The sequence below is a fragment of the Paenibacillus sp. A3 genome (assembly GCF_001399685.1).
Taxonomy (GTDB): domain Bacteria; phylum Bacillota; class Bacilli; order Paenibacillales; family NBRC-103111; genus Paenibacillus_G.
The window spans coordinates 26,883-50,184 of sequence record NZ_JTHN01000136.1; the positions used below are offsets into that span (position 1 = coordinate 26,883).

Annotated in this window: 23 protein-coding genes; all 23 read right to left on the reverse strand. The window is 51.9% G+C overall.

Going from position 1 to position 23,302, the window contains the following annotated elements; all coding sequences use genetic code 11:
* Positions 1-6 precede the first annotated feature (6 nt).
* The 23 genes from nikR to QJ48_RS20635 all read right to left on the reverse strand — a co-directional run bounded on the left by nikR (position 7) and on the right by QJ48_RS20635 (position 23,224).
* Positions 7-474 carry a nickel-responsive transcriptional regulator NikR gene (gene nikR / locus QJ48_RS20525; RefSeq protein ID WP_082420604.1) on the reverse strand — a complete coding sequence of 156 codons (468 nt, stop codon included), beginning with the start codon at positions 472-474 and terminating at the stop codon, positions 7-9.
* 190 nt (positions 475-664) lie between these two features.
* Complete coding sequence (locus QJ48_RS20530) at positions 665-1,108, reverse strand: RicAFT regulatory complex protein RicA family protein (protein ID WP_054975376.1); 444 nt, start codon at positions 1,106-1,108, stop codon at positions 665-667.
* A 28-nt stretch (positions 1,109-1,136) separates the two neighbouring features.
* Positions 1,137-2,612: a tRNA (N6-isopentenyl adenosine(37)-C2)-methylthiotransferase MiaB gene (gene miaB, locus QJ48_RS20535; RefSeq protein ID WP_054975377.1), complete on the reverse strand. Its 1,476-nt coding sequence runs from the start codon at positions 2,610-2,612 to the stop codon at positions 1,137-1,139.
* A gap of 312 nt (positions 2,613-2,924) precedes the next feature.
* Positions 2,925-3,494, reverse strand: a complete 570-nt coding sequence (gene pduL, locus QJ48_RS20540; protein WP_054975414.1) for a phosphate propanoyltransferase — start codon at positions 3,492-3,494, stop codon at positions 2,925-2,927.
* A gap of 114 nt (positions 3,495-3,608) precedes the next feature.
* Positions 3,609-4,475 (reverse strand): 2-oxoacid:ferredoxin oxidoreductase subunit beta, encoded by an 867-nt coding sequence (locus tag QJ48_RS20545; RefSeq protein WP_054975378.1) that lies wholly within the window; start codon positions 4,473-4,475, stop codon positions 3,609-3,611.
* Positions 4,463-6,214, reverse strand: a complete 1,752-nt coding sequence (locus QJ48_RS20550) for a 2-oxoacid:acceptor oxidoreductase subunit alpha (RefSeq protein WP_082420605.1) — start codon at positions 6,212-6,214, stop codon at positions 4,463-4,465. The genes QJ48_RS20545 and QJ48_RS20550 overlap by 13 nt, the downstream gene beginning before the upstream one ends.
* A gap of 224 nt (positions 6,215-6,438) precedes the next feature.
* Positions 6,439-7,383 (reverse strand): dipeptidase, encoded by a 945-nt coding sequence (locus tag QJ48_RS20555; RefSeq protein WP_054975379.1) that lies wholly within the window; start codon positions 7,381-7,383, stop codon positions 6,439-6,441.
* Between the two features lie 115 nt (positions 7,384-7,498).
* The gene (locus QJ48_RS20560) at positions 7,499-7,759 is read right to left on the reverse strand and encodes a stage V sporulation protein S (protein ID WP_006286829.1); all 261 of its coding nucleotides are present in this window, start codon (positions 7,757-7,759) and stop codon (positions 7,499-7,501) included.
* A gap of 119 nt (positions 7,760-7,878) precedes the next feature.
* Positions 7,879-8,673 carry a TIGR00282 family metallophosphoesterase gene (locus QJ48_RS20565; RefSeq protein WP_054975380.1) on the reverse strand — a complete coding sequence of 265 codons (795 nt, stop codon included), beginning with the start codon at positions 8,671-8,673 and terminating at the stop codon, positions 7,879-7,881.
* 97 nt (positions 8,674-8,770) lie between these two features.
* The gene (gene rny / locus QJ48_RS20570) at positions 8,771-10,315 is read right to left on the reverse strand and encodes a ribonuclease Y (protein WP_010491189.1); all 1,545 of its coding nucleotides are present in this window, start codon (positions 10,313-10,315) and stop codon (positions 8,771-8,773) included.
* Positions 10,316-10,568: 253 nt separating this feature from the next.
* Entirely contained in the window at positions 10,569-11,276 is a 708-nt protein-coding gene (locus QJ48_RS20575) for a RecX family transcriptional regulator (RefSeq protein ID WP_054975381.1), read from the reverse strand.
* 66 nt (positions 11,277-11,342) lie between these two features.
* Entirely contained in the window at positions 11,343-12,398 is a 1,056-nt protein-coding gene (gene recA, locus QJ48_RS20580) for a recombinase RecA (protein ID WP_054975382.1), read from the reverse strand.
* A gap of 185 nt (positions 12,399-12,583) precedes the next feature.
* Positions 12,584-13,831 carry a competence/damage-inducible protein A gene (locus tag QJ48_RS20585; RefSeq protein WP_054975383.1) on the reverse strand — a complete coding sequence of 416 codons (1,248 nt, stop codon included), beginning with the start codon at positions 13,829-13,831 and terminating at the stop codon, positions 12,584-12,586.
* A gap of 38 nt (positions 13,832-13,869) precedes the next feature.
* Positions 13,870-14,457, reverse strand: a complete 588-nt coding sequence (pgsA, locus tag QJ48_RS20590; RefSeq protein WP_054975384.1) for a CDP-diacylglycerol--glycerol-3-phosphate 3-phosphatidyltransferase — start codon at positions 14,455-14,457, stop codon at positions 13,870-13,872.
* On the reverse strand, positions 14,454-15,782 hold the full coding sequence (gene rimO, locus QJ48_RS20595) for a 30S ribosomal protein S12 methylthiotransferase RimO (RefSeq protein WP_054975385.1): 1,329 nt from the start codon (positions 15,780-15,782) through the stop codon (positions 14,454-14,456). The genes pgsA and rimO overlap by 4 nt, the downstream gene beginning before the upstream one ends.
* 143 nt (positions 15,783-15,925) lie before the next feature.
* Positions 15,926-16,417 carry a YajQ family cyclic di-GMP-binding protein gene (locus QJ48_RS20600; RefSeq protein ID WP_054975386.1) on the reverse strand — a complete coding sequence of 164 codons (492 nt, stop codon included), beginning with the start codon at positions 16,415-16,417 and terminating at the stop codon, positions 15,926-15,928.
* A gap of 359 nt (positions 16,418-16,776) precedes the next feature.
* Positions 16,777-17,661 carry a helix-turn-helix domain-containing protein gene (locus QJ48_RS20605; RefSeq protein WP_054975387.1) on the reverse strand — a complete coding sequence of 295 codons (885 nt, stop codon included), beginning with the start codon at positions 17,659-17,661 and terminating at the stop codon, positions 16,777-16,779.
* Between the two features lie 40 nt (positions 17,662-17,701).
* Entirely contained in the window at positions 17,702-18,481 is a 780-nt protein-coding gene (locus tag QJ48_RS20610; RefSeq protein ID WP_054975388.1) for a DUF3388 domain-containing protein, read from the reverse strand.
* An 87-nt stretch (positions 18,482-18,568) separates the two neighbouring features.
* Positions 18,569-19,498, reverse strand: a complete 930-nt coding sequence (locus QJ48_RS20615) for a hypothetical protein (protein ID WP_237762990.1) — start codon at positions 19,496-19,498, stop codon at positions 18,569-18,571.
* A 46-nt stretch (positions 19,499-19,544) separates the two neighbouring features.
* Positions 19,545-19,799, reverse strand: coding sequence for a DUF3243 domain-containing protein (locus tag QJ48_RS20620; protein ID WP_054975389.1), 255 nt, complete (start codon positions 19,797-19,799; stop codon positions 19,545-19,547).
* Positions 19,800-19,875: 76 nt separating this feature from the next.
* Positions 19,876-20,637, reverse strand: a complete 762-nt coding sequence (locus QJ48_RS20625; RefSeq protein ID WP_054975390.1) for an elongation factor P 5-aminopentanone reductase — start codon at positions 20,635-20,637, stop codon at positions 19,876-19,878.
* Positions 20,627-21,919 carry an EF-P 5-aminopentanol modification-associated protein YfmH gene (locus tag QJ48_RS20630; RefSeq protein WP_054975391.1) on the reverse strand — a complete coding sequence of 431 codons (1,293 nt, stop codon included), beginning with the start codon at positions 21,917-21,919 and terminating at the stop codon, positions 20,627-20,629. The genes QJ48_RS20625 and QJ48_RS20630 overlap by 11 nt, the downstream gene beginning before the upstream one ends.
* The gene (locus QJ48_RS20635) at positions 21,920-23,224 is read right to left on the reverse strand and encodes an EF-P 5-aminopentanol modification-associated protein YfmF (RefSeq protein WP_054975417.1); all 1,305 of its coding nucleotides are present in this window, start codon (positions 23,222-23,224) and stop codon (positions 21,920-21,922) included.
* Between the last annotated feature and the right edge of the window lie 78 nt (positions 23,225-23,302).

Here is a 23,302-nt window from a genome sequence, read left to right on the forward strand (position 1 = left end):
AGGTGGCTAGCTATGATGATGCTCCGCGGCATCGGCGTGCTCCTGTCCGGCCCCCCGCTCGTCCAAATACGTGACGGAAAGCTCGGCGTAAAGCACGCCCTTCTGTACTTGAATCTTGTGCTGCAGCTCCCGAAGCCTGGACAGTAGGCCGCGAACGACAATGATTTCAAGACATTGATCGTGATTCAGATGGACATGCATCGTCGAAATAATGTCATGATGGTAATTATGCTGCAGCTCGATAAGCTGCAAAGGAAGATCGGCCGCATGGTGATCGTACACCATGACGATCGTCCCCGCAACGAGCTGATCGGCCTTCAAGCCACCCGGCTCCAATAACACCTTACGTACAAGATCCCGGATCGCTTCCGAGCGGTTCGTGTAGCCCCGCTCCGCAATATATTGATCAAACTGCTTGATTAGTTCCTCCGGCATGGATACGCCAAACCGGGTCAATACGTCTTTCTCCAACAATCGTTCACCTCAATCCGCACACTCTCCCGATTATTGTAGCACACCCGCCGCCCAAACTGAATTCGGATGCAAACGAAATAGCCCCTCCTCCGGCCGACACATTATACCAGCCGCATCCGACAAAAAACCGGCCTGCCTCCCCCATCTGGGGCTGCACGCCGGTCCTAACTGCGTATCGGTACAATTTTGTTTACTCACTGCATCCCGAACGGGCTACGGTTCCTTGTTCCACCGTAATCGTATCGGAGATGGTATCGCGAATGACGCTCATGACAAGCTGAAGCAAGTAATTGATATCTTCCTGCGACTGCTTGAATTGGCTGACAATCGGGATCGAGTCGAGCTGATCCTGCAGCTCGTCGATTTCCTTCTCGATTTTTTCAACCATTTTCTTATTCTCGAACGACTCGAAAGCGACGATTTCCTTCTGCTTCTTTTTGATCGCGCTAATCAACGTCTGAATGTGATCGTTTCCGGCAATTTGCTGCTCCGCCTGCTGGAAAAACTGCACCTCGTTCGAGGTAGCCAGCAGCCCTGCCAGCTCCTTCGCTTTATCCAAAATGTCTTCGCTCACGATCATTTCCGTATTCGTATACAGCTCCATGCCGCAATTCGTATATTTTTGCTCTGCCATTAGGATTCGTCACGCCCCTGCATTCGATTTATTGAGCCACGGCTTCTCCGACCAATTCGCCTTTGATGTAGAATGTCGGGGTTTCCGTTATTTTCACTTGGACAAACCGCCCTACCAATTCCTTCGGCCCTTCGAAGTGAACGAGCTTGTTCGTGCGAGTCCGGCCGGCCAATACGGCGGCATTGTTCTTGCTTTCGCCCTCAACCAGCACTTCCAGCGTCTGTCCTTTCAACCGCTCATTGCTCTGCTTGGCGTAGACGTTAAGCACGTCGTTCAAACGAATGAGACGGTCCCGCTTCACCTCATAAGGCACGTTATCCTCCATGCCCGCTGCCGGCGTACCTTCCCGCGGGGAGTAGATGAACGTAAAGGCGCTGTCGTAGCCGACTTCTTGCACGAGGGAGATCGTTTCTTCGAACTGCTCGTCGGTTTCGCCCGGAAAACCTACGATGATATCCGTCGTCAGCACGACATCCGGAATCGCCTTTTTGATTTTGGCGACCAGCTCCAGGTAATGCTCGCGCGTATATTTGCGGCTCATCCGCTTCAAAATCTCGTTGCTGCCCGACTGTACCGGAAGATGGATATGCTCCATCAGGTTGCCTTTTTGGGCCAACACCTCGATCAAACGGTCGTCAAAATCACGCGGGTGCGACGTCGTGAAGCGGACACGCGGAATGTCGATCTTGCGGACTTCGTCCATCAAATCGCCGAGCCCGTATTTCATATCGTCGAAATCTTTGCCGTAGGCGTTTACGTTCTGGCCGAGCAGCATGATTTCCTTGAAACCCTGACGCGCCAAGTCACGTACTTCGGCAATCACGTCCTGCGGAAGGCGGCTGCGCTCCTTGCCCCTCGTATACGGCACAATACAGTACGTACAGAACTTGTCGCAGCCGTACATGATGTTGACCCACGCTTTGATGCCTTCGCGCTTCTTCGGCAGGTTTTCGATGATGTCGCCTTCCTTGGACCATACCTCGATCACCATTTCCTTGCTGAACATCGCTTCCTTCAACAGGAACGGCAAACGGTGGATGTTATGCGTGCCGAAGATCAGATCGACGAACGGATGCTTCTTCAAGATCCGGTTTACGACCGATTCTTCCTGCGACATACAGCCGCACACGCCCAGGATGAGCGACGGCTTCTCGATCTTCAGATGCTTGAGATGGCCAAGCTCGCCGAACACTTTATCTTCCGCATTTTCCCTTACGGCACAGGTGTTGAGCAGAATGATGTCGGCCTGCTTGCGGTCATAGGTGGACCGGTAGCCCATCTGCTCCAGCAGCCCTTTGATCGTCTCGGTGTCGTGCTCGTTCATTTGACAGCCGTACGTTTGAATCAAGTAATACTTGTCCTTGCCGATCTCGCGCATCTCTTCCGGGATGTCGAAATCGTAGTGCACTTGAATGTCTTCTTTCCCCCGCTTCTTCGCATCGCTGAGAGACGGCGGCTGGAAATATATCGAGTAATCTTTCTCGGATTTATTTTTTGTCGTCATGAAATGAATTCCTCCTGAAGCTTGCAGTATGCTGCAAAGATCATACCTTTCATTATATCATGCTTGCAGCCTGCATTTCAAAGAAATTCATGGTGGGTATAGGAGTCTCTTCGATGAAAGGAAAATCTTAATTAAACGTTGTATCCGTCAGGAATGGATTGCCGCTCCACCGCTCTTGAAATTGAAGTTGTTTTTATTTTTTATCTTGCGGTTACAACTTCATTTCAAAGGCGGCAGTAAACTTTCCGCAGCAATCCCTTCCTTTGGTTATACCTTTGCATAACAATTCATGAAGATCCTTCGAATAGACTTCTATACTAAAATAACGCCGATATCGCCGGTTTTAATTCCGGCCGCATTCGCTTCGTCGGTATCGATATGCATGTCCAACGCGAATTGATCGGATACCCGGGCAATCACGTGCTCAAACGTTACGCCGCGCTCTCCTTCGACGCGTACGGTAAGCTCCTGTTTATCCGCAATGCCCCACTTGGCCGCATCGTCCGTATGAAAATGAATATGGCGTGCCGCAACGATGACGCCTTCCTGCAGCTCCACTTCGCCGGCCGGTCCGATGACCTTAATCCCAGGCGTACCGTCGATATGTCCCGATTCGCGTACAGGCGGATTCACCCCGAGGGCGAACGCATCGGTACGGGATATTTCAAGCTGGGACTTGCTGCGGGCCGGTCCCAAAATGCGAACCTTGTCGAAACGGCCTTTAGGTCCGACGACCGCGACCGTTTCCTCGGCAGCGTACTGCCCCGGCTGCGATAGTGCCTTCATCTCCTTTAATTCATACCCTGCGCCAAAAAGCAAAGCAATATGTTCTTTCGACAAATGAATATGTCTGGCGGAAACGCCGATCGGTACTTGTTTCATTTCCATGTGCCCCTCTCTTATGCAAAAGATTCCATGAAGCTCAAGTCTATTATACCCGCACGGCATAAAAAAAGCATACGGCCTTGGGCCGTATGCTTAAGAAAGTTCGGAAAATTATTTGAATTCCGCCACCAATTTTTCAAACTCTTGCTCGGTGATTTTAATATTTTGCTTCGCAAGACCTTCCGGCTTGAAGCCTGCAACCATATCCTCGTAGCTTTTTCTGCTCTTGTCTTGATAGATAAGTCCTGTCACGAGGCTGTTGGTTTCCATGATTTTCGTCATGGCTGCCACACGGTTGGAAGCATCGTAGTCCGGTGTTTCTTCCAGATCGACGATATGCTCTTTAAACCACTCGTACGTGTTCACTTTGTTGAAGGTTACACACGGGCTGAACACGTTGATGAAGGAGAAGCCTTCATGCTTCATGCCTTCTTCGATCAAGGAAGTCAGCTGTTTCAAGTTGCTGGAGAACGATTGACCGATAAACGTAGCTCCTGCAGCAAGCGCTACTTCAAGCGGCGACAATGCGGACTCGATGGAGCCGGACGGCGTCGATTTCGTCTTGAAGCCCTCGGCGCTGCGGGGCGACGTTTGACCTTTGGTCAAGCCGTAGATTTGGTTATCCATAACGATATAGGTGATGTTGATGTTCCGGCGGATCGCATGAACCGTATGACCCATGCCGATTGCGAAGCCGTCGCCGTCGCCGCCTGCGGCGACGACGGTCAGCTCGCGGTTAGCCATTTTGAGACCTTGCGCGATTGGCAACGAACGTCCGTGAACACCGTGGAATCCGTAAGCGTTGATGTAACCGGAAATCCGGCCGGAACAGCCGATCCCCGAGACAACCGCAAGCTGTTCCGGTTCCAGACCGACATTGGCAGCCGCTCTTTGAATAGCCGCTTGCACGGAGAAGTCGCCGCAACCTGGGCACCAGTTCGGTTTGATATTGTTACGGAAATCTTTTAACGTTGCCATACAAGGTTCAACTCCTGACAGTATTTAGTGATTTCGGCAGGCAAGAACGGATTACCGTCATATTTCAACATGCTCTTAATTTTATCGGCGTAGCCAACGTTCAGCTTAATCAAGGAAGCGAGCTGACCGGTAGCATTGTTTTCAAGAACAACGACCGTTTTCGCTTTTTCCAGGTACGGCTTGATCTCTTCCACTGGGAACGGATGCAGCAAACGAACGGTGATGTGGTTCGTTTTCAACCCTTTGTCGTCCAAACGGCGTCTTGCTTCGTCAATCGTGCCGCCCGTGGAGCCCATACCGATGATGAGCAGATCCGGCTCTTCATGAGGAGCGTCGACCAGAATCGGATTGGTTACTTTCAAGTGCTTCATTTTGCCCAAACGTTTGTCCATCATTTTCTTACGGTTAACCGGGCTTTCCGACGGACGTCCGTCTTCGGCGTGCTCAACCCCGGTTACATGGTGAATGCCGTATTTTTGACCCGGCACCGAACGCTTGGAAACACCGTTCTCGGTGAACTCGTAGCGTTTAAACATTTGGTTCTCGCCCAGAGCAGGCAGTTCGCCCGTTTGCAGCTCGCCGCGTTTGATCTGGATTTTATTGTAATCGAGCAATTCGCTTGTTTGTTTACCCAAGGAAAGCTGCAGGTCCGTCAGCAAAATAACCGGAACCTGATATTCTTCCGCCAGGTTGAACGCTTCGATCGTGTCGTAGAAGCACTCTTCGATGGTCGAAGGCGACAGAACGATTTTCGGAATTTCGCCGTGCGTTCCGTGAATCATGGCAAGCACGTCGGATTGCTCCTGCTTCGTCGGAAGTCCCGTACTTGGACCGCCGCGCTGCGTATCGACGATAACGACAGGCGTTTCCGTCATACCGGCCAAGCCGATCGCTTCCATCATCAAGGAAAGACCAGGGCCTGCGGAAGCCGTCAGGGCGCGAACGCCGCCGTAGTTGGCCCCAATGGCCATCGTACATGCTGCGATCTCGTCTTCGGTTTGGATAACCGTTCCGCCGAATTTCGGCAGCGTCTTGATCAGGTATTCCATAATTTCGGAAGCCGGCGTGATCGGGTAGGCTGGCATGAAGCGGCAGCCTGCGGCTACTGCGCCAAGACCGATAGCGTCGTTACCGATCATGAACAGCTTTTGCTTGCCGTCGGCAGGTTCCAACTGGAATTCCGGCAGCGGACCGCCCGTCAATTCGAGAACGAACTCGGCAGCTTTGCGAACCGCTTCCACGTTTTTTTCCACCACGGCAGCGCCTTTGCGGCCGAACTCTTCTTCTACTGCTTTATTAAATACTTCAAGCGGCAAACCAAGCAAAGCCCAAGATGCGCCGGAAGCAGCCATATTCTTAAACAAGGAAGTGCCAAGCTCTTCCGCGATTGCCGTAATCGGCACAGGGAACAGTCTTGCTTTAACGCCTTCCGGAACGACCGGATTAACCTTTGCGTCGGCGATAATTACGCCGTTCTCGCGCAGCTCGTGCGCATTCACATCAATTGTTTCTTGGTCAAAGGCCACGAGAATGTCCAAATCGTCGGAAATGGAGCGAATCGGTTTCGTACTGATTCTGATTTTATTGTTTGTGTGGCCGCCTTTGATCCGCGAGGAAAAATGGCGGTACCCGTACAAGTAGTACCCCAGTCTGGTCAATGCCGTGGAAAAGATTTTGTCGGTACTTTCCACGCCTTCCCCCTGTTGTCCTCCGACCTTCCAAGATAATTGGCTAATCAACGTTGTCCACTCCTTTTAAATTCGCTGACATGCAGCTAAACCATGAACTGTAAAGATTGATTTCATATAAAAAAAATCTTTCAGTTGTCTCATCAAATTCTATGACTAATACACGTAAAAAGCAAGGGTTTTCGACAAAATGCATAGATAGCTTTTTTAGATCAAATCCATATCGATTAGAGAATAATTTAGTTGTCTTATATCTACAAATCAGATGTTAATTTTTAATGAATGGGCAAATGACGATGCAGGAACGTAAACCAGTTGCGGTACATGATCCCTCTCACCAGTTCCTCCGGAAACCTTCTAAGCAAAGCTTCCGTCAAGTACGGGATCTGCCCCGCATGCTCCAGTCCCGGAATCCATTGATCGATGCCGTCAAAATCCGACCCGAGCACAAGCTGGCCGCCGCCCCCCAGCGAGCAAATATGCTCGACATGCTGCAGAACACCGTCAATGGATGCTTGACGGCCTTGCTGCACGAACCAGGGAACGAACGTTACGCCGATGCGTCCGTCCCGCCGGACAATTTCCCGGATTTGCCCGTTGTTCAAGTTTCTCGGATGTCCGCACACGGCTCTTGCATTGGAATGCGTCGCCACGAACGGCTCGGCCGAAGCCGCCGCCAAATCCCAGAACGCCGCCTCGGACAAATGGGACGCATCCAATAGCATACCCAAATCGTTGCAGTCTTTAATAAACGTTTTGCCGCGCCGCGTAAATCCGCCCTGCCTGGGCTCTAGCACCCCATCGGCCGCCCAATTGGCGTAATTCCATGTCGTTCCGATCATTCGGACGCCCAGATGATATAACGTCCGAAGATATAAGGGGTTTCCCTGCAGCGCATCCGCGCCTTCGAGCGTGAGCATCGCTCCGGTCTGATTGCCCGTCAGGACCGCTTCCAAATCGGCCCGGTTTTTAACCTGCCGCATACGCGGATCCCGCACCACTTTCTGATAAAAAATATTTATATATTCCAAGTAATGGTCAAATTGCGGCTGAGTTATACGTTCAGGCAAGTAAATCGCAAAAAATTGCAGTTTTACGCCCCCTTGCGTCATTTTCGCATAAGATACGTCCAATGCGCTCGCATGAGGATCGAAAAAATCAATGGCCGGGTTCTCAACCATTTTGAGCAAAGCATCACAGTGCCCGTCGATAACATGCATCGGCTATCCCTCCTCGGGAGCAGGTTTGACTGGGCCAAAATGAAATGAAACCAAAAAAACCTGTCTACATAAGTAAACAGGTGCTTTGGTCGTTCGGTTATAAGCTGCAAAGCCATTATCTCGGTTCTACAATCAGCTTAATGGCTGTCCGGTCTTCGCCGTCGATGACAATATCGGTAAACGCTGGTATGCAGATCAAATCAACCCCGCTGGGAGCCACAAATCCTCGCGCGATGGCTACGGCTTTGATCGCTTGGTTGAGGGCCCCTGCCCCGATGGCCTGGAGCTCAGCAGCCCCGCGTTCACGCAATACTCCAGCCAACGCGCCTGCGACGGAATTTGGGTTGGATTTTGCTGACACTTTTAATACTTCCATGAAAAGTACCTCCTCGGGAATGATGATTGCTTCCAGTACTAATCATATTCTAGGAATTTGCGGTTAATTCCTTCTACCCGAAGATGGTATTTTCTAAAATATTTGAATTGTCCGTCAATTCAATCGAACAAGATCGTCTCTTCATCCATGCGAATCAACTGAATCTTTTTTCCGAGCCCTGTAGCCGGGTCCAACTCAATGCTGACGGCATGAAAATGCCATTTGCCTTCGTCCACGACAAAGCGTACGGGAAGCTGGGTTTTAAATTTTTGCAGCACGGCGTTCCGCTCCATTCCGAGAATACCGTCCCGCGGGCCGACCATCCCTACATCCGTCACATAAGCCGTGCCTTGAGGCAGCAGCCGTTCGTCGTTCGTCTGCACATGCGTGTGCGTCCCGACAACGGCGGATACTTTACCGTCCAAATGCCAGCCCATCGCCAGCTTCTCCGAAGTTGCCTCGGCATGAAAGTCCACGAAGATGTACTTCGTTCTCTTTTTGGCCTGCTCAACCAGCTCATTCGCTTTCTCAAACGGACAATCGAGCGGAGGCAAAAAGGTGCGTCCCTGCAAATTGATGAGGGCGAGTTCGATGTCTTTTACTTTGATAAACGTCATCCCTTTTCCGGGCGTTCCCTGCGGGAAATTGGCCGGCCGGACCATCCGGTCTTCCTTGTCGATGAAATCGAAAATTTCCTTCTGGTCCCACGTATGATTACCCATCGTGATCCCATGTACGCCAAGCTCGAAGAAGTCTTTGGCGATAGCGGCCGTGATGCCCCGTCCTGCTGCCGCGTTCTCACCGTTCACAATGATCCAATGCGGGTTATATTTATTTTTGAGGGTCGGTAAGCACGTTTTCAACGCTTTTCGGCCGACCGAACCAACAATATCTCCAATGAACAGTATTTTCATCGGACTCTCCCCCTACCTCACTTTAATTTACTGCAACTTTCCGCTGAATTAGAGAGGGAAGTGGCAAAATCGCCACTTCCCTCTGTAGTGTATGCAATTATTTGGCGTATTCTACAGCGCGCGTTTCCCGAATGACCGTGACCTTGATGTGACCCGGATAATCGAGCTCGCTTTCGATTTTCTTCGTAATGTCTCTTGCCAGTCGGAATGCCTCGGTATCGTCCACCTTCTCAGGTTGAACCATTACGCGCACTTCGCGTCCGGCTTGGATCGCATACGATTTCTCGACGCCTTCGAACGATTCGGAGATCTCTTCGAGCTTCTCGAGCCTTTTGATGTACGTTTCGAGCGTTTCCCGGCGCGCGCCTGGCCTTGCTGCAGACAGCGCATCAGCCGCGCCGACCAGCATAGCGATGACCGAAGTCGCTTCACAGTCGCCGTGATGCGAAGCGATACTGTTAATGACCACCGGATGCTCCTTGTACTTCTTGGCGATCTCAACGCCGATCTCGACGTGAGAGCCTTCCACTTCGTGATCCAATGCTTTCCCGATGTCATGAAGGAGACCGGCACGTTTCGCCAATGTCACGTCTTCTCCGAGTTCTCCTGCCATCAGTCCGGCGAGGTAAGCCACTTCCATGGAATGCTTGAGCACGTTTTGACCGTAGCTTGTACGGAATTTGAGTCGGCCCAAAATTTTGATCAAGTCGGGGTGAAGGCCATGTACGCCGGTTTCGAACGTTGCTTGCTCCCCGTATTCGCGGATCCGCTCGTCGACTTCTTTGCGGGACTTCTCGACCATTTCTTCAATGCGGGCCGGATGGATTCGTCCGTCCGCTACAAGCTTCTCAAGGGAAGTTCGGGCGATTTCCCGACGAATCGGGTCAAACCCGGACAGAATGACGGCTTCCGGCGTGTCGTCGATGATCAAATCGATGCCGGTGAGCGTCTCCAGCGCCCGGATATTGCGCCCTTCACGTCCGATAATCCGGCCTTTCATCTCTTCATTCGGAAGCGCTACGACCGATACGGTCGTTTCAGCCACATGGTCGGCCGCACAGCGTTGAATAGCAAGAGTGATGATTTCTCTGGCCTTTTTGTCGCCTTCTTCTTTGGCTTGCTGTTCGATTTCCTTGATCAATTGAGCGGTTTCATGGCGAACTTCCTGCTCTACGTTGGTCAAAATGATTTGTTTGGCATCGTCCATCGTCAACGCAGAAATTCGCTCCAGCTCGGCAACTTGATCTTTATAAATCTGATCAATTTGCGTTTGGGTTTCTTCGATTCGTTTCTCCTTGTTGGCGACCTGCTCCTCTTTTTTCTCAAGAGATTCTAATTTTTTATCCAGCGATTCCTCTTTTTGCAACAATCGTCTCTCTTGTCGTTGAGTTTCATTTCGACGGTCACGAATGTCTTTTTCAGCTTCGGTTCTGAGCTTGTGAATCTCGTCTTTCGCCTCCAGAACCGCTTCTTTCTTCAGTGCTTCTGCCTCTTTACGGGCATTTTCCTTGATCTGCTCGGCAGCATGTTCAGCACTGGAAATCTTCGCCTCTGCAAGGGACTTGCGGATAAAATAACCGATCCCGAAGCATAGAGCACCAACAACGAGAACGACTATGATCCAGATGACTGTCGTAGGCATCCAGTTCACCTCCTCGTTGTTTCTCCAAGGGGTAAGCTTGGGATAATCAGGTTGTTTAATCCATTCTACAAGCGCTAGTAAAAAGTAAAAATTGGCGATTTTACTTTGTTCGAATCTCCCTCGGGCTGTTCAGGAAGATTCTGTGTATCGCATTTACATGATTATTTTATCTTTTGACAAAGAAGCTTGTCAAGGTGTTCGGTCCGAATGAGTCGATATTCCGCCCGTCACATGATTACGTTTTCCATATTTGCTAAAATTGCTCTTCCTCCGGGAACATCTCTTCATCCCAATCCCCCTCCGATCCTTTTTGAGGCAAGCGCGCCAGCACTTTGCTAACGACCGTTCCCGGATACCCCCGGCGTTGCAGGAAGCCGGCAATTTTCCGCCTTGCCTTCACCGGGTCTTTCTCCAGCTCCGAACGATACCGTTTCGAGGCAAGACTGTACGCCATCGCAAATTCCGTTTCTTCGTCCACCTGCTCCATCGCCGCTTGAATATGATCTTTACGAATCCCTTTTTGCTGTAGCTCCTGCTTGATCCAATGCCGCCCTTTTTTTTGCGATTCGAGGCGCTGTTTGGTGAGCTGCTCGGCAAATTGCTCGTCGTTCAAGTAGCCTTCCTTCGCCAGACGCTCGACCGTCGATGCCGTGATTTCCGGCGTGTACCCTTTTTGCTTCAGCCGGGCCTTCATTTCATGTTCGGACCGGAGCCTGCTGGACAGCAGACGGATCGCATCCAAATAAGCTTTATGCGCTTCGTCCTCGGCCAAAATCTGCTCAAGCTGCGCTGCTTCGACGGCTTCGCCTTTGAGGAGCCTGTGCTTGATCATCAAGTCCTCATGGACCGAGAACGCAAAGGTCTCGTCGATATAAATGTTATAACGGTGCGGCCCCCTGCGCTGCCGCTCCACCTTCGTAATCAGCCCCGATTGAAGCTGCGGCCTTTCCTGCTCGATCATGAATCCAAGTACCTCCCTTGAAAATGGCAAAGGCACCTTTAATCTGGATTAAAGGTGCCGGAACGTTTATTCTTGCTCTTCAAACAGCGCCAATTCTTCGTCTTCTTCGTCCTCGTCCGTATTCGGCCCTACTACCGGAATCAGGTTGCTGTTCTCTCGAATTTTTTTCTCGATGACATCGGCAATATGCGGGTTTTCCTTCAGGAACTGCTTCGCATTTTCGCGTCCTTGGCCGAGACGGTCGTTATTGTAAGAGTACCACGCGCCGCTCTTCTGGATGACATCCATCTCGGTGGCGATATCGACGATACTGCCTTCCTTGGATATGCCTTCACCGTACATAATATCGATATCCGCTTGCTTGAACGGAGGCGCTACTTTGTTCTTGACGACTTTGATCCGGGTCCGGTTACCGACCATATCATTGCCTTGCTTAATCGTCTCTACGCGGCGTACGTCAAGCCTGACGGACGAATAAAACTTGAGCGCGCGGCCCCCTGGAGTCGTTTCCGGGTTGCCGAACATAACGCCGACCTTTTCGCGCAATTGGTTGATAAAGATAGCGATCGTTTTTGACTTGTTGATTGCCCCGGACAGCTTCCGCAGCGCCTGCGACATAAGGCGGGCTTGCAAGCCGACGTGGGAGTCCCCCATCTCGCCTTCGATTTCGGCCTTCGGTACGAGAGCCGCAACCGAGTCGATGACGATGATGTCGACCGCCCCGCTGCGTACCAGCGCTTCCGCAATTTCCAGCGCCTGCTCGCCCGTATCGGGCTGGGAGAGCAGCAGCTCGTCGATGTTGATGCCGAGCTTGCTTGCATATAACGGGTCCAGCGCGTGCTCCGCATCGATGAACGCCGCGGTGCCGCCGATTTTCTGAACTTCGGCGATGGCGTGAAGCGCTACCGTCGTTTTACCGGACGATTCCGGTCCGTATACCTCTATAATTCTACCTCGCGGAAATCCGCCGATGCCCAGGGCGATATCCAAGGCCAGCGATCCGCTTGGGATCGTCTCTACCTGCATATGGGTCGATTCGCCCAATTTCATGATCGAACCTTTCCCGAATTGCTTTTCAATTTGACGAAGGGCATTTTCCAAGGCTGCGCGCCGATCTGACAAAAGAATCACGTCCTTTTTGATTTATCTGCTGATACCATATTACCGTGTTTTGAATCGGCTGACAAGCATTTTTCCGAACATACATTCGCTTGCTTAGCAAAAGAAAAACCGTAACACGTTTGATTCAAAAATGTTACGGTTCTTCCGCTAACATCTATTATACTTTATTTTGGGTATTCTGGCAACTATGATTTTATCGTTTTCCATAAATGATAGAGTGCGCTTTTCGCTGCCCGCAGCTTGATCGTTTCGCGGTTGCCGGACAGCTGGAGCTTGACGGCAAAGGCTTGACCGCTCCGGTGCGCGAGACCTACGTAGACCAAGCCGACCGGCTTGCCTTCCGTCTCGCCAGGCCCTGCGACGCCGGTAATCGATACGGCAATGTCCGCTTCCAGCAGACGAAGCGTATTGCGCGCAAGCTCCGCCGCGGTCTCCTCGCTGACGGCACCCGGCGCGTCCGGTCCTTCCAACAGCTCCATCGGCACGCCGAGCAGCTTATGCTTTAACGCCGAGGAGTAGCAAATGACGCCGCCCAGAAACGATTGCGAGCTCCCCGGAACGGCAGTCAGCAGATCGCTGAGCAGACCTCCCGTGCAGCTCTCGGCTACGGCAAGCTTTTGCCCGCTCTCCGCAAGCATACGCAGCACCTGCTGCTCCAGAGTGAGGTCCTCGGACGCGTAAATATGCTCGTCCAGCCGGCCCCGGATTTCCGCTTCCAGCGGGCGGAGTCTGGTCATCGCCTCGTCAGGCGAAGAGGCGCGCGTCGTAAGCCGGATTGCCACCTCGCCCTCCTTGGCATAAGGGGCAATGGTCGGGTCCGTCTGGGCCTCGATTAAATCGATCAAGGCATGCTCCAGCGCCGACTCTCCGATCCCCGCGAACTTTAGCATGACCGAGTAAAGCGGCTGCACGTGGTCCATCTTGGATTCAATCCAAGGCTTGGCATACCGGTCGAACATCGGCTTCATTTCTTTGGGCGGGCCAGGAAGCAAAATGTAGTGCGTCCCCTCGTGCGTCACCGCTACGCCTACCGCAAGCCCCGTGTCGTTCGACAACGGATCGCTTTGCTCCAGCATCAGCGCCTGCCGCGCATTGCTTTCCACCATCGGGATGCCCCGCCGCTGGAACATCTCGGTCATTTTATTCATCGAAGGCTCATGAATGACAAGCTTTTGCCCGAGCACCTCGCCCAGCACATCCTTGGTCAAATCGTCCTGCGTCGGTCCGAGTCCGCCCGTGCAAATAATGAGATCCGCACGGCCCTTGGCGATATGCAGCGACTCTTTGATCCGCGAGACGTTGTCGCCGACGACCGTCTGGAAATAAACGCCCACACCGATATCCGCAAGGCCTTTGGCTAAGTACTGCGCATTCGTATTTACGATTTGTCCCATCAGCAGTTCGGTGCCGACGGCTATAATCTCAGCTCTCACGGTACGCCTCCAAACAGCACAAAAACAATAGGCTTTCCCTACTGTTTTTGATCGCTAAAATTAATGACATGCTTGTTTTTGATAAAATAGTCGAAGCCCGAATAAATCGTGATGATAGCGGCAATCCAACTGGCCACGATGTCGAAGCGGAAGTTGATGAACGCAAACGGAAAATTGTTGATGAGCAGTGCGATAATGGCTGTAATCTGCGCCGCCGTCTTCCATTTCCCCCATTTGCTGGCCGCTATGACGGACCCTTCGAGCAAAGCGATTTGCCGCAAGCCGGTGACGGCGAACTCGCGGCTGATGATCACAATGACGATCCAAGCGTCAACCTTGTCCATTTCAACGAGCGAGATCAATACGGCAGACACCAAAAGCTTGTCGGCCAGCGGATCCAGAAGCTTGCCCAGATTGGTGACAAGCTTCCGTTTTCTGGCGATATATCCGTCCAAACTGTCGGTGCTGGCGGCCACGATAAAGATCAGCGCCGCGATAATCTGGTTGTACGTAATGCTGAACTGCTCGATGCGAATGTGCGGAAACTTAACGTTGACGAGCAGAAATAACATGATGATCGGAACCAGAAATATTCTCGCCAGAGTGATCCGGTTGGCCAGATTCATGCCACGACCTCCCCGGACAAATCAAACTCGAAGGAGTGGGTGATGCGAACCTTGGCAATTTCGCCAATTTTGAGCTCCCCGCCGCCGACAAACACTTCCCCGTCGATCTCGGGAGCGTCGTACTGCGAACGGCCGACGTAGACGTCGTTGCGCCCGTCGTATTTTTCGATCAACACGTCGATCACTTGACCGATCCGCTCGCCGTTGCGCTCGTTAGCAATCTCGCGCTGCAGCTCCATGAGCACGTTCGAACGGTATTCTTTGACATCGTCCGGCACTTGGTCCGGCAGACGGGAAGCCGGCGTATCTTCCTCCTTGGAATAAGTGAACACGCCTAAACGGTCGAATTTCACTTCGCGGATAAACGATTTCAGATTCTCGAAATCTTCTTCCGTTTCCCCCGGAAAACCGACAATAAGCGACGTTCGAAGCGATACGCCCGGAATGCGGTCGCGAATTTTGCGGATCAGTTCCCGTGCGTCCCGCTGACGTCCCGGACGCCGCATCCGCTTCAAGATGCTGTCTTCGCTATGCTGCAAAGGCATATCGACGTATTTGCACACTTTAGGGTTGTTCGCGATGACGTCGATCAGCTCGTCCGTAAAGAAGCCGGGATACGCATAATGAAGCCGCACCCATTCGATGCCCGGCACGGCGCTTACCCGGTTCATCAGCTCCGGCAGCATGAACGTATCGTACAGATCCGTCCCGTAATTAGTCGAATCTTGCGCGATCAGGCTGATCTCCCGGACGCCCTGCGAAGCCAACTGGGCCACTTCGTCCAGAATCGATTCGACGGAGCGGCTGCGGAACTTGCCCCTCATGATCGGAATGCTGCAGAACGTACAGGCGTTATCGCAGCCCTCCGCAATTTTCACATAAGCCGTATAGCGCGGAGTCGCCATTCTTCTCGGCAGCTTCTGCTCGTAGTTGAACACCGGATTGCCGACCATCACAGGCTTGCGGCCGACCAACGCTTGGTCGATAATCTCATTGATATTATGGAAATCCCCGGTGCCGACGATTCCGTCGATCTCCGGCATCTCCTTCATCAATTCTTCTTTATAGCGCTGGGTCAGGCAGCCCGATACGATCAGCGCCTTGAGATTAGCCGTCTGCTTCAGTTCCGCCAAATCGAGAATCGTATTGACCGATTCCTCTTTGGCCGCATCGATAAATCCGCATGTATTTACAATAATGATGGTCGCTTCTTCTTTATCGTTCACCAAGGAAAACCCGCGCTCATGCACGAGCCCGGACATGATCTCCGAATCGACCAGGTTCTTCTCACATCCTAAGGTAACCACTTTCACTTTCTCTGTCATGTCTAAAATCCTCCACCATGGTTAGTACCTTTTACTACTAAACGGTTTGGTTTAAGTATAATATACCGTGTGAAAAGGTGTCAAAAGCAGCAAAAATACCTTACGGACCCGTTTCCGTAAGGCAGCCGAACCATTCTTTGGCCTTACCTGAAATTGATAAACTGAAGATCGAGCGAAAGATCCGCCTTCCGGAGCAGCGCCATAACTTGCTGCAGGTCGTCTTTGCTTTTCCCGGTTACCCGAATTTGGTCCCCTTGAATCTGGCTCTTCACCTTCAGCTTGGAATCGCGGATCAGCACGTTGATTTTTTTGGCATTGTCTTGATCGATCCCCTGCTTAACTTTAATGCGTTGACGCACCGTACTGCCCGCAGCGGGCTCGACTTTGCCAAACTCCAAATTTTTAAGCGATATGCCGCGCTTCGCCATCTTGGACTGCAAAATGTCCAATACGTTTTGAAGCTTGAAATCGTCGTCGGAGATGACCACCAGTTCTTCTTTCTCCAACGAGATGCTGCTCTTGCTTCCTTTGAAATCAAAACGTGTCGCGATCTCCTTTTCCGCCTGGTTTATGGCGTTGTTCATCTCCTGAAGATCCAGCTTCGATACGATATCAAACGAGTTTTCACTGCTCACAAATCAGCTCCCCTTTCGTATCTAAATTCCACGCCCTCTATTGTAACAAAAAAGACACCCTCAGCACAAAGCTTTCGCGTGTCTTGAAGCCGTATTGTTCGAATGCACCGGAAACTTAAGCGTTGTTGCTGTCGGCCGATCGGCGAAACATGTCAAGAAGACCCAGCAGGATGTGGGCCAAACCGAAACCGAAAATGCCGTAGCCCCAAGCATCCGGCGTCAAATACGAGCCGAGCATGCTGACCAGGACGCCAAGCCCGGCAAATCATCCTACTGGCAATCATGTCGGCACATCCCTCAGGCAAAAATGAACAGATGCATACGATGTCCAGTATTTCCGTTTTAGCCGGCGGTTTATGCTATGACTTTTGAATATCCACTTGAATTTTTTTCACGTTCGGCTGATCGCCTACGACAACCGGCGAGCCGTTGACGCTCAACTCGACCGCATTGGCTTTTCCGAAAATCAAGAAAGCCGTATCGGTCAACTCCCACGTTTTCGTTTCCCCGTTTTTGAACGTCATGGAGTCGATCACCGTTTTATTCGGGCCAGGCGGCGAATCGACCTCCATCCAGCAGGAATCCCCGGTGACTTTCATTTCGATTTTCAGCTTATCCGTACCGGTAACCACGTAATAATCGGTGCCCCGCTCGCTTTTGACCAGCTTAACCTCCGTTGTCGGAGTCGGGGGCGGCGTAGGCACCTGCACCGGCTTGTTATCCGCAAGCGCTCCATTCGTTCCGTTCGCGCCATTCGCTCCGTTTGCTCCGGTATTTCCGGGATCGGGCGGCTGGGCGGCGGGCTCGATCTTTTCGGTAATTTTCTTCGGCAAATCTTTGGTCGCATCATTTGTGTTGCCGGTATAGCTTTGGCTCATGTAGTAGTAGATGACCCCAAGAATAAGCACGACGAAAGAAATGACCATCACATTGGACGCCCACTTCCCGAGCCATTCCGTATTGCGGGTGGTCCGCTTGGTGCGGATCGGTTCGATTTGCTCCGGCTCCGGTTGCGGGATGACATTCTGATACATGTTCAACACTTCATTCGGGTCCAGCCCGACCGCTTCGGCATAGCTCTTTATAAAAGCCCGGACGTAAAAATTCCCGGGCAGCACTTTATAGTTGCCGTCCTCAATCGCTTCCAGATACCGTTTGCGAATCTTGGTTGTTTCCTGCAGGTCATCGAGAGATATTTTCTTTTCGATTCTGGCTTTTCTTAGCAATTGACCCAGATCGGACACGTGGTCACCCCTTTCCGACGCTCAGAACCTGAACAGGGCATTAATATTCGTCAAATCCGGCCGTGAACGTCTCGTATGTAATTTCTTCGTCCGGTGTATTTCTAAGCTCGACGATGCAGTCAAAATGATCGTAGGTATATTGCGATTCCCGGATGAAAATATCCGGATGCTCGATCACCTTGGTGGAAGGCATTGCCATAATTTCCTGCAGCAGCATATGATGCTTCTCGTTGGAACGGAGCGTCGAGACGATCCCGTCGATAATAAATACGTTGTTCGGATTCATTTCATCCTCGGAAAGCTGGCTGCGCACGGTCTGGCGGAGCAAAGTCGAGGAGACGAACGTCCACCGCTTGTTGGAGCAGACGCTTCCGGCGATAATCGACTCGGTCTTGCCGACGCGCGGCATCCCGCGCAGCCCGACGACATGGTTGCCGTCACGTTTGAACAGCTCGCCTAGAAAATCGACCAAAAGTCCCAGTTCGTCCCTGGTGAAGCGGAACGTTTTCCGGTCGTCGGAGTCCCGTTCGATATAGCGGCCGTGACGGACGGCAAGAATATCGACCAGCTTGGGCGGACGCAATGCCGTTATAGTTATATTATCCACTTTTTTCAACATTTTACCCATTAATTCAACTTTTTCTTCATCGTTCGTCTGCAAAAGCATGCCGCGGGTACGGTTATCCACCCCGTTGATGGTGACGATATTGATATCGAGCATCCCCATCAGGGAGGCGATGTCCCCGAGAAGCCCCGGACGGTTTTTGTGGATGCGGTATTCCATGTACCACTGCTTGATTTCGTTTGATTCGATTATCATCCGTCGTTCTCCGATCCTAGGTTTGTGATTGGTTATAAAAGAATTCTACAATATTCGATAAAATCCTCCCCGTTTCAGGGCATAAAGTCACAAATTTTTATTGATTTTCGCTTCGGCGTCCGAATACGGCTGAATCCCCGGCGTCCATGATTTTTTGGCCAACATGTCTTCGATGGATGCAAGAATGCCTCCCCACTGTAGCTCGATGCCGGTGGAGGCCATATTAATCACTGGAACCTGCATAGTCTTCAATCTCTGTAATTGCGCCGCTTCCAGCGGAGCGAATACTGCGATCCACGCGGGCCCATGACTGTGCACCTGGAATTGAAACTGCGTATACCAGCCTTCGGAGTCGGCCAGATTGATATATTCCGCTTCTTCGGAAGGCGCCCATTCGGACGGAATCGGGTAAGCCGATGTCGTCACCCATTCGATCGCCCGGTCATTGTCAAGCTGCAGCCCTACCCATTCGCTCCATTCCTTCCGGAACCGGTCCTCCGGGACCAGCTTTACCATGATGTTGCTGCCGTTAACCACAGGGGATTGCCTCGCCAGCTGGTCGTCCAGCATTACCCACTTACGTTCCGGGATGCTCGCGGCGGCCGGAAGCGTATTCTGTACTAAATTATGTCCGGCAACAAGGATATAGTCATAAGATCTGGTTTTAATTTTGGATAGCTGCTCTTCGGTCAGCGGGGTCGTATTATCCATCCATTCGAAGGCCGTCTGCTTTTTATCACGCCAATTGATGAGTGCCGTTTGCAGGGCGGTTTTCACATTGTCCGGCATTTCCTGCCCCGTTACAACGAGAATCGACGATTTTGCTTGAAGCAAGGCAGGATCGATCGCCGGGATGTTTTTGCCGCAGCCGCTAAGCAAACCTAGAATGCCTATTCCTACAAACAAACGTTTCAGCTTCTTCACTTGCGGTTCAACCTCTTTCTCCCATTCGTCTATACCAGTATATAAGAAAACCGGCCACGAAGCCAATGCGGAAAGCGCAGCAGCAGGAAACAAGAGAAAAGCCTCCCTGGACAGGAGGCTCATGTAAAATGCCGGATAATTAATGATGTGCTTTAGCCAATTTGACCATTGCCCGTGCCAGGACCTTGCGCTCTTCTTCGTCGCATACGTCCCACAGGTCTTTCAGTACGCGTTCTTCTTTATTTTCCGGATCGATTTTGTCAGACAAAAATTCACCGATTTGAAAAGCCAGCTGCGAGATGGTCTCTTCCGTCATCCCTGCCCGTTCCGCTTGCTCCACACGCTCTCCCAAAAATTCTTTCCAACGATCGAACACCTTAAGCATCGTCGCCATGCATGCATCCTCCTTATCGAAATGAATGTCGTTACAACGTTAATGTTTGCATTTCGACAAGGATTTATACGGGCCGTCAGGTCAGCCAGCCCCCGTTGGGACTGATGATTTGCCCTGTGATGTAGCCGGATTCGGGAAGCGCAAGGAAATAAACGAGCGACGCGATCTCATCGGGCTTGCCGAAGCGGCCGACAGGAATATCGTTCTCGATCATCTCTTTCTCCCGCTCGTCAAAGCCCGCCATCATCAACGTATCGACCGCGCCGGGAGCGACGGCGTTCACGGTGACCCCGGATGGCGCAAGCTCCTTCGCCAACGCCTTCGTAAAAGCATTGATGCCGCCCTTGGCGGTCGAATAGGCGACCTCGCAGGAAGCGCCGGAGATGCCCCAAATCGAGGATACGTTGATGATTCTGCCGTACTTTTGACGGATCATCGCCGGCATAAATTGACGAGTCATCAGAAACGCGCCCTTCAAGTTAATGTCCATGATTTCATCCCATTGGGCCTCCTCCAGATCGGAGAACAGGCCATAGTGGGAAATGCCCGCATTGTTGACCAAAATATCCGGAACGAGACCGTGCTGCGCCAGCTTCTCCTGCATCCGTTCGATCTGCTCCCTCGAACGCAGGTCTGCCGTTACCGTTAACACGCGACTCCCCAGCTTCATGCAGCTGCGAGCCGTTTCATTCGCCCCTTCGTGCGAATTCAGGTAATGAATAACTACATTCATGCCCACCGAAGCAAAACGGCAGGCGATCGCGGCGCCAATCCCGCGGCTCGCCCCCGTGACAAGCACCGTTTGCTCCGGAAACGGCTTGCAATGACTAGGTTCCATTCGCTTCACTTGTCACAATGGAAGCCGCCAGACGGCTCCAATCGAAATGCGCGAGCAGCCGCTCGTTGACATCTTCCAAGGTCAGCTCTTCATACACCGGCAGGATATCGAACAAATCGATGCCCTTAAACCGGTACTTCGTAAATTCATTGGCGATCGCTTCAGGCGAATTGAGTTGGCGCAGGAAAGCGCCGATTTTTTTCTTCTTGCTGCGCTCGAAATCGGCGGAGGCGATGCCGTCCGTTTTGACCCGGTCGATTTCTTCCTGCACACGGCCGATCAAGCGTTCGGGGTCTTTCGTATCTCCGCCGATCACGGTGAATGCATAGTTTTCGGCAATATTGTACTCGGAGCCGAAGCTGTCGGAAATCAGCTGCTCATCGTACAGCTTTTGATAAATCGCCGAGCTGGGGCTTACCAGCAAGTCAAGGAGCACCTTCATGGTCAGTTCCCGCTTCAGCAGCTCCCGCCCCCGCAAAGGCTGGCCCGTCTCCTTGCAGCCGAACAAGCACTTGGACAGCGAGACCGGCAGCACGGTTACTTTCCGCGTGGCCTTCACATGTTGTGGCTCGTCTTCAAAATAACGATTGATCGTTCCCTGCGGCTTGAACGTTTTCCCCGCTTGGTTCCGTTTAACGAGTTCCATAATTTCCTGCGGGTTGACCCCGCCTACGACAAACAAGCTCATATTGCTCGGATGATAAAACGTATGGTAACACTCGTAAAGCATTTCTTTCGTAATTTGACCGATGGATTCGATCGTTCCGGCGATATCGATATGTACCGGATGCTTATGGTACATCGTTTCGATCAGTCCGAAATACGCCCGCCAGTCCGGATTATCCCGGTACATGTTGATCTCCTGGCCGATGATGCCTTTTTCCTTCTCAACGTTTGCGTCCGTAAAATACGGATTTTGCACAAAGTTAAGCAGCGTCGACAAGTTGTCCTCGATGTGCCCGGTCGCGGAAAATAAATAAGCCGTGCGGTCGAAGCTTGTGAACGCGTTCGCGGAAGCCCCTTGGGCAGCGAATACGGAAAAGATGTCTCCTGTCGGCTCTTCGAACATCTTGTGCTCCAAAAAGTGCGCGATGCCGTCGGGCACTTTGCGCCGCGCTTCGCCTTCGACCTGAAAATCGTTATCGATCGAACCGTATTTTGTCGTGAAGGTGGCATACGTTTTCTGGAAGCCTTCCTTCGGTAAAACAAAGACGCTTAGCCCGTTCGGAAGCTCTTCGGCGTACAGCGTTTCCTTCACATGCGGATAAGGGATCGTGCGCATTTATTGCCCCCCTTTGTTGTCACGTAAAAAATATATCGTATCCAGCTGCACCTGGCGGGCCATCCGGCGGATCTGCTCTTTATCCGTTTGCTCCACCGCTTCGATCAGAGCCGGAACCGTACGGTCGGCACCGGACAGACGGTTGTTGAAATCGAAAGCGATCAGCTCGAAAGCCGAGTCCTGCAGCTCCCGCAAATGTCCCGTAATCATCGCTTTCGTCTGCTGCAGCTCCGTGTCGCTGATTTGCCCCTCTTCCATCGCTTTCAGCTGCTCCTTAATAATCGAGACGGCTTTCTCATAATTTGCGATTTCGATGCCCGATTGGATCGTAAGAATGCCTTTGTGTCCGTCCAAGCGGGAGGAGGCGTAATAAGCCAAGCTCGCCTTTTCGCGGACGTTGGTGAACAGCTTGGAATGCGGATATCCTCCCAAGATACCGTTATAGAGCAGCGCCGAAGGGTACGAATCGTCCGCATACGAGGTTCGGACGCGAAGTCCCATATTCAACTTCCCTTGATTGACATCGAGGCGCTCGACGACTTCCTTTACTTGACCGACACTGCGGTGTTCGGCTCTGAGCGAGTAATCCGAAGATCGCTCGCCCCTGGCGGCAAAATAGCGCTCGATTAAGGGAAGCACCTGCTCCAGATTCGTATTGCCTACAACATAAATATCAATCGGCGACTGCCGCAGCAGGGCTTCATACCGTTCGGTCAAACCTTCCGCCTCGATCGAAGGGATTCGGTCGATCGCGCCGAGCGGATGGAGCCGATAAGGCTCCTTGCTGCACATTTCGGCGATGCACCGTTCCGCAGCGTAGCGGATTTTGTCGTTAACGATGGATTCCAACCGCTTCTGCAGAGTCGTTTTCTCGGAATCGATATATTTGCGGACCAAAGTTCCGCCTTCCATGGCCGGCTGCGTAATCGCTTCGCCCAAAAATTGAATGGCTTGATCAAGGAGCGGCTGCGGACTGGAAACGAAATCGTCCTGAATCACATCCATACGGAATTGAAGCATCTGGTAATCTCCGCGCTTGTACACGTCAAACCCGAATCCGGCCCCATACAAATCGTCCAGCTTCTCGCGGAACTGCTTTGTTTCCGGGTAGGCCTTGCTGCCGCGCCGCAGCACAAAAGGAATAAGCGCGTTTGGCGTAACCGTATCCTCCTGAAGCGGACTGCCCACATAGACGGATAATGCAAAAGTTTTGAACTGCTCCGTCGGCAGCACATGCACACGCACGCCCTGCACCATTCCCCGTTCGAATCGTATTTGCTTCAAAGACGAAACAACTCCTCTCATCATCATGGCTTCACTTCCGCCTTCCCGGGTATATTCCATTATATTCCTCTATAAACAGAAGAAGCAACCGTGAAGATG

What these genes read in the sequence shown, in the direction of transcription:
- QJ48_RS20530 (WP_054975376.1), bottom strand. Translation starts at nt 1,108, where the DNA reads ATGGCAGAGCAAAAATATACGAATTGCGGCATGGAGCTGTATACGAAT.
- miaB (WP_054975377.1), bottom strand. Translation starts at nt 2,612, where the DNA reads ATGACGACAAAAAATAAATCCGAGAAAGATTACTCGATATATTTCCAG.
- pduL (WP_054975414.1), bottom strand. Translation starts at nt 3,494, where the DNA reads ATGAAACAAGTACCGATCGGCGTTTCCGCCAGACATATTCATTTGTCG.
- QJ48_RS20545 (WP_054975378.1), bottom strand. Translation starts at nt 4,475, where the DNA reads ATGGCAACGTTAAAAGATTTCCGTAACAATATCAAACCGAACTGGTGC.
- QJ48_RS20555 (WP_054975379.1), bottom strand. Translation starts at nt 7,383, where the DNA reads ATGCATGTTATCGACGGGCACTGTGATGCTTTGCTCAAAATGGTTGAG.
- QJ48_RS20560 (WP_006286829.1), bottom strand. Translation starts at nt 7,759, where the DNA reads ATGGAAGTATTAAAAGTGTCAGCAAAATCCAACCCAAATTCCGTCGCA.
- QJ48_RS20565 (WP_054975380.1), bottom strand. Translation starts at nt 8,673, where the DNA reads ATGAAAATACTGTTCATTGGAGATATTGTTGGTTCGGTCGGCCGAAAA.
- rny (WP_010491189.1), bottom strand. Translation starts at nt 10,315, where the DNA reads ATGCCTACGACAGTCATCTGGATCATAGTCGTTCTCGTTGTTGGTGCT.
- QJ48_RS20575 (WP_054975381.1), bottom strand. Translation starts at nt 11,276, where the DNA reads ATGATCGAGCAGGAAAGGCCGCAGCTTCAATCGGGGCTGATTACGAAG.
- pgsA (WP_054975384.1), bottom strand. Translation starts at nt 14,457, where the DNA reads ATGAATCTGGCCAACCGGATCACTCTGGCGAGAATATTTCTGGTTCCG.
- rimO (WP_054975385.1), bottom strand. Translation starts at nt 15,782, where the DNA reads ATGACAGAGAAAGTGAAAGTGGTTACCTTAGGATGTGAGAAGAACCTG.
- QJ48_RS20610 (WP_054975388.1), bottom strand. Translation starts at nt 18,481, where the DNA reads ATGATAATCGAATCAAACGAAATCAAGCAGTGGTACATGGAATACCGC.
- QJ48_RS20620 (WP_054975389.1), bottom strand. Translation starts at nt 19,799, where the DNA reads ATGGCGACGATGCTTAAGGTGTTCGATCGTTGGAAAGAATTTTTGGGA.
- QJ48_RS20625 (WP_054975390.1), bottom strand. Translation starts at nt 20,637, where the DNA reads ATGGAACCTAGTCATTGCAAGCCGTTTCCGGAGCAAACGGTGCTTGTC.
- QJ48_RS20630 (WP_054975391.1), bottom strand. Translation starts at nt 21,919, where the DNA reads ATGCGCACGATCCCTTATCCGCATGTGAAGGAAACGCTGTACGCCGAA.
- QJ48_RS20635 (WP_054975417.1), bottom strand. Translation starts at nt 23,224, where the DNA reads ATGAGAGGAGTTGTTTCGTCTTTGAAGCAAATACGATTCGAACGGGGA.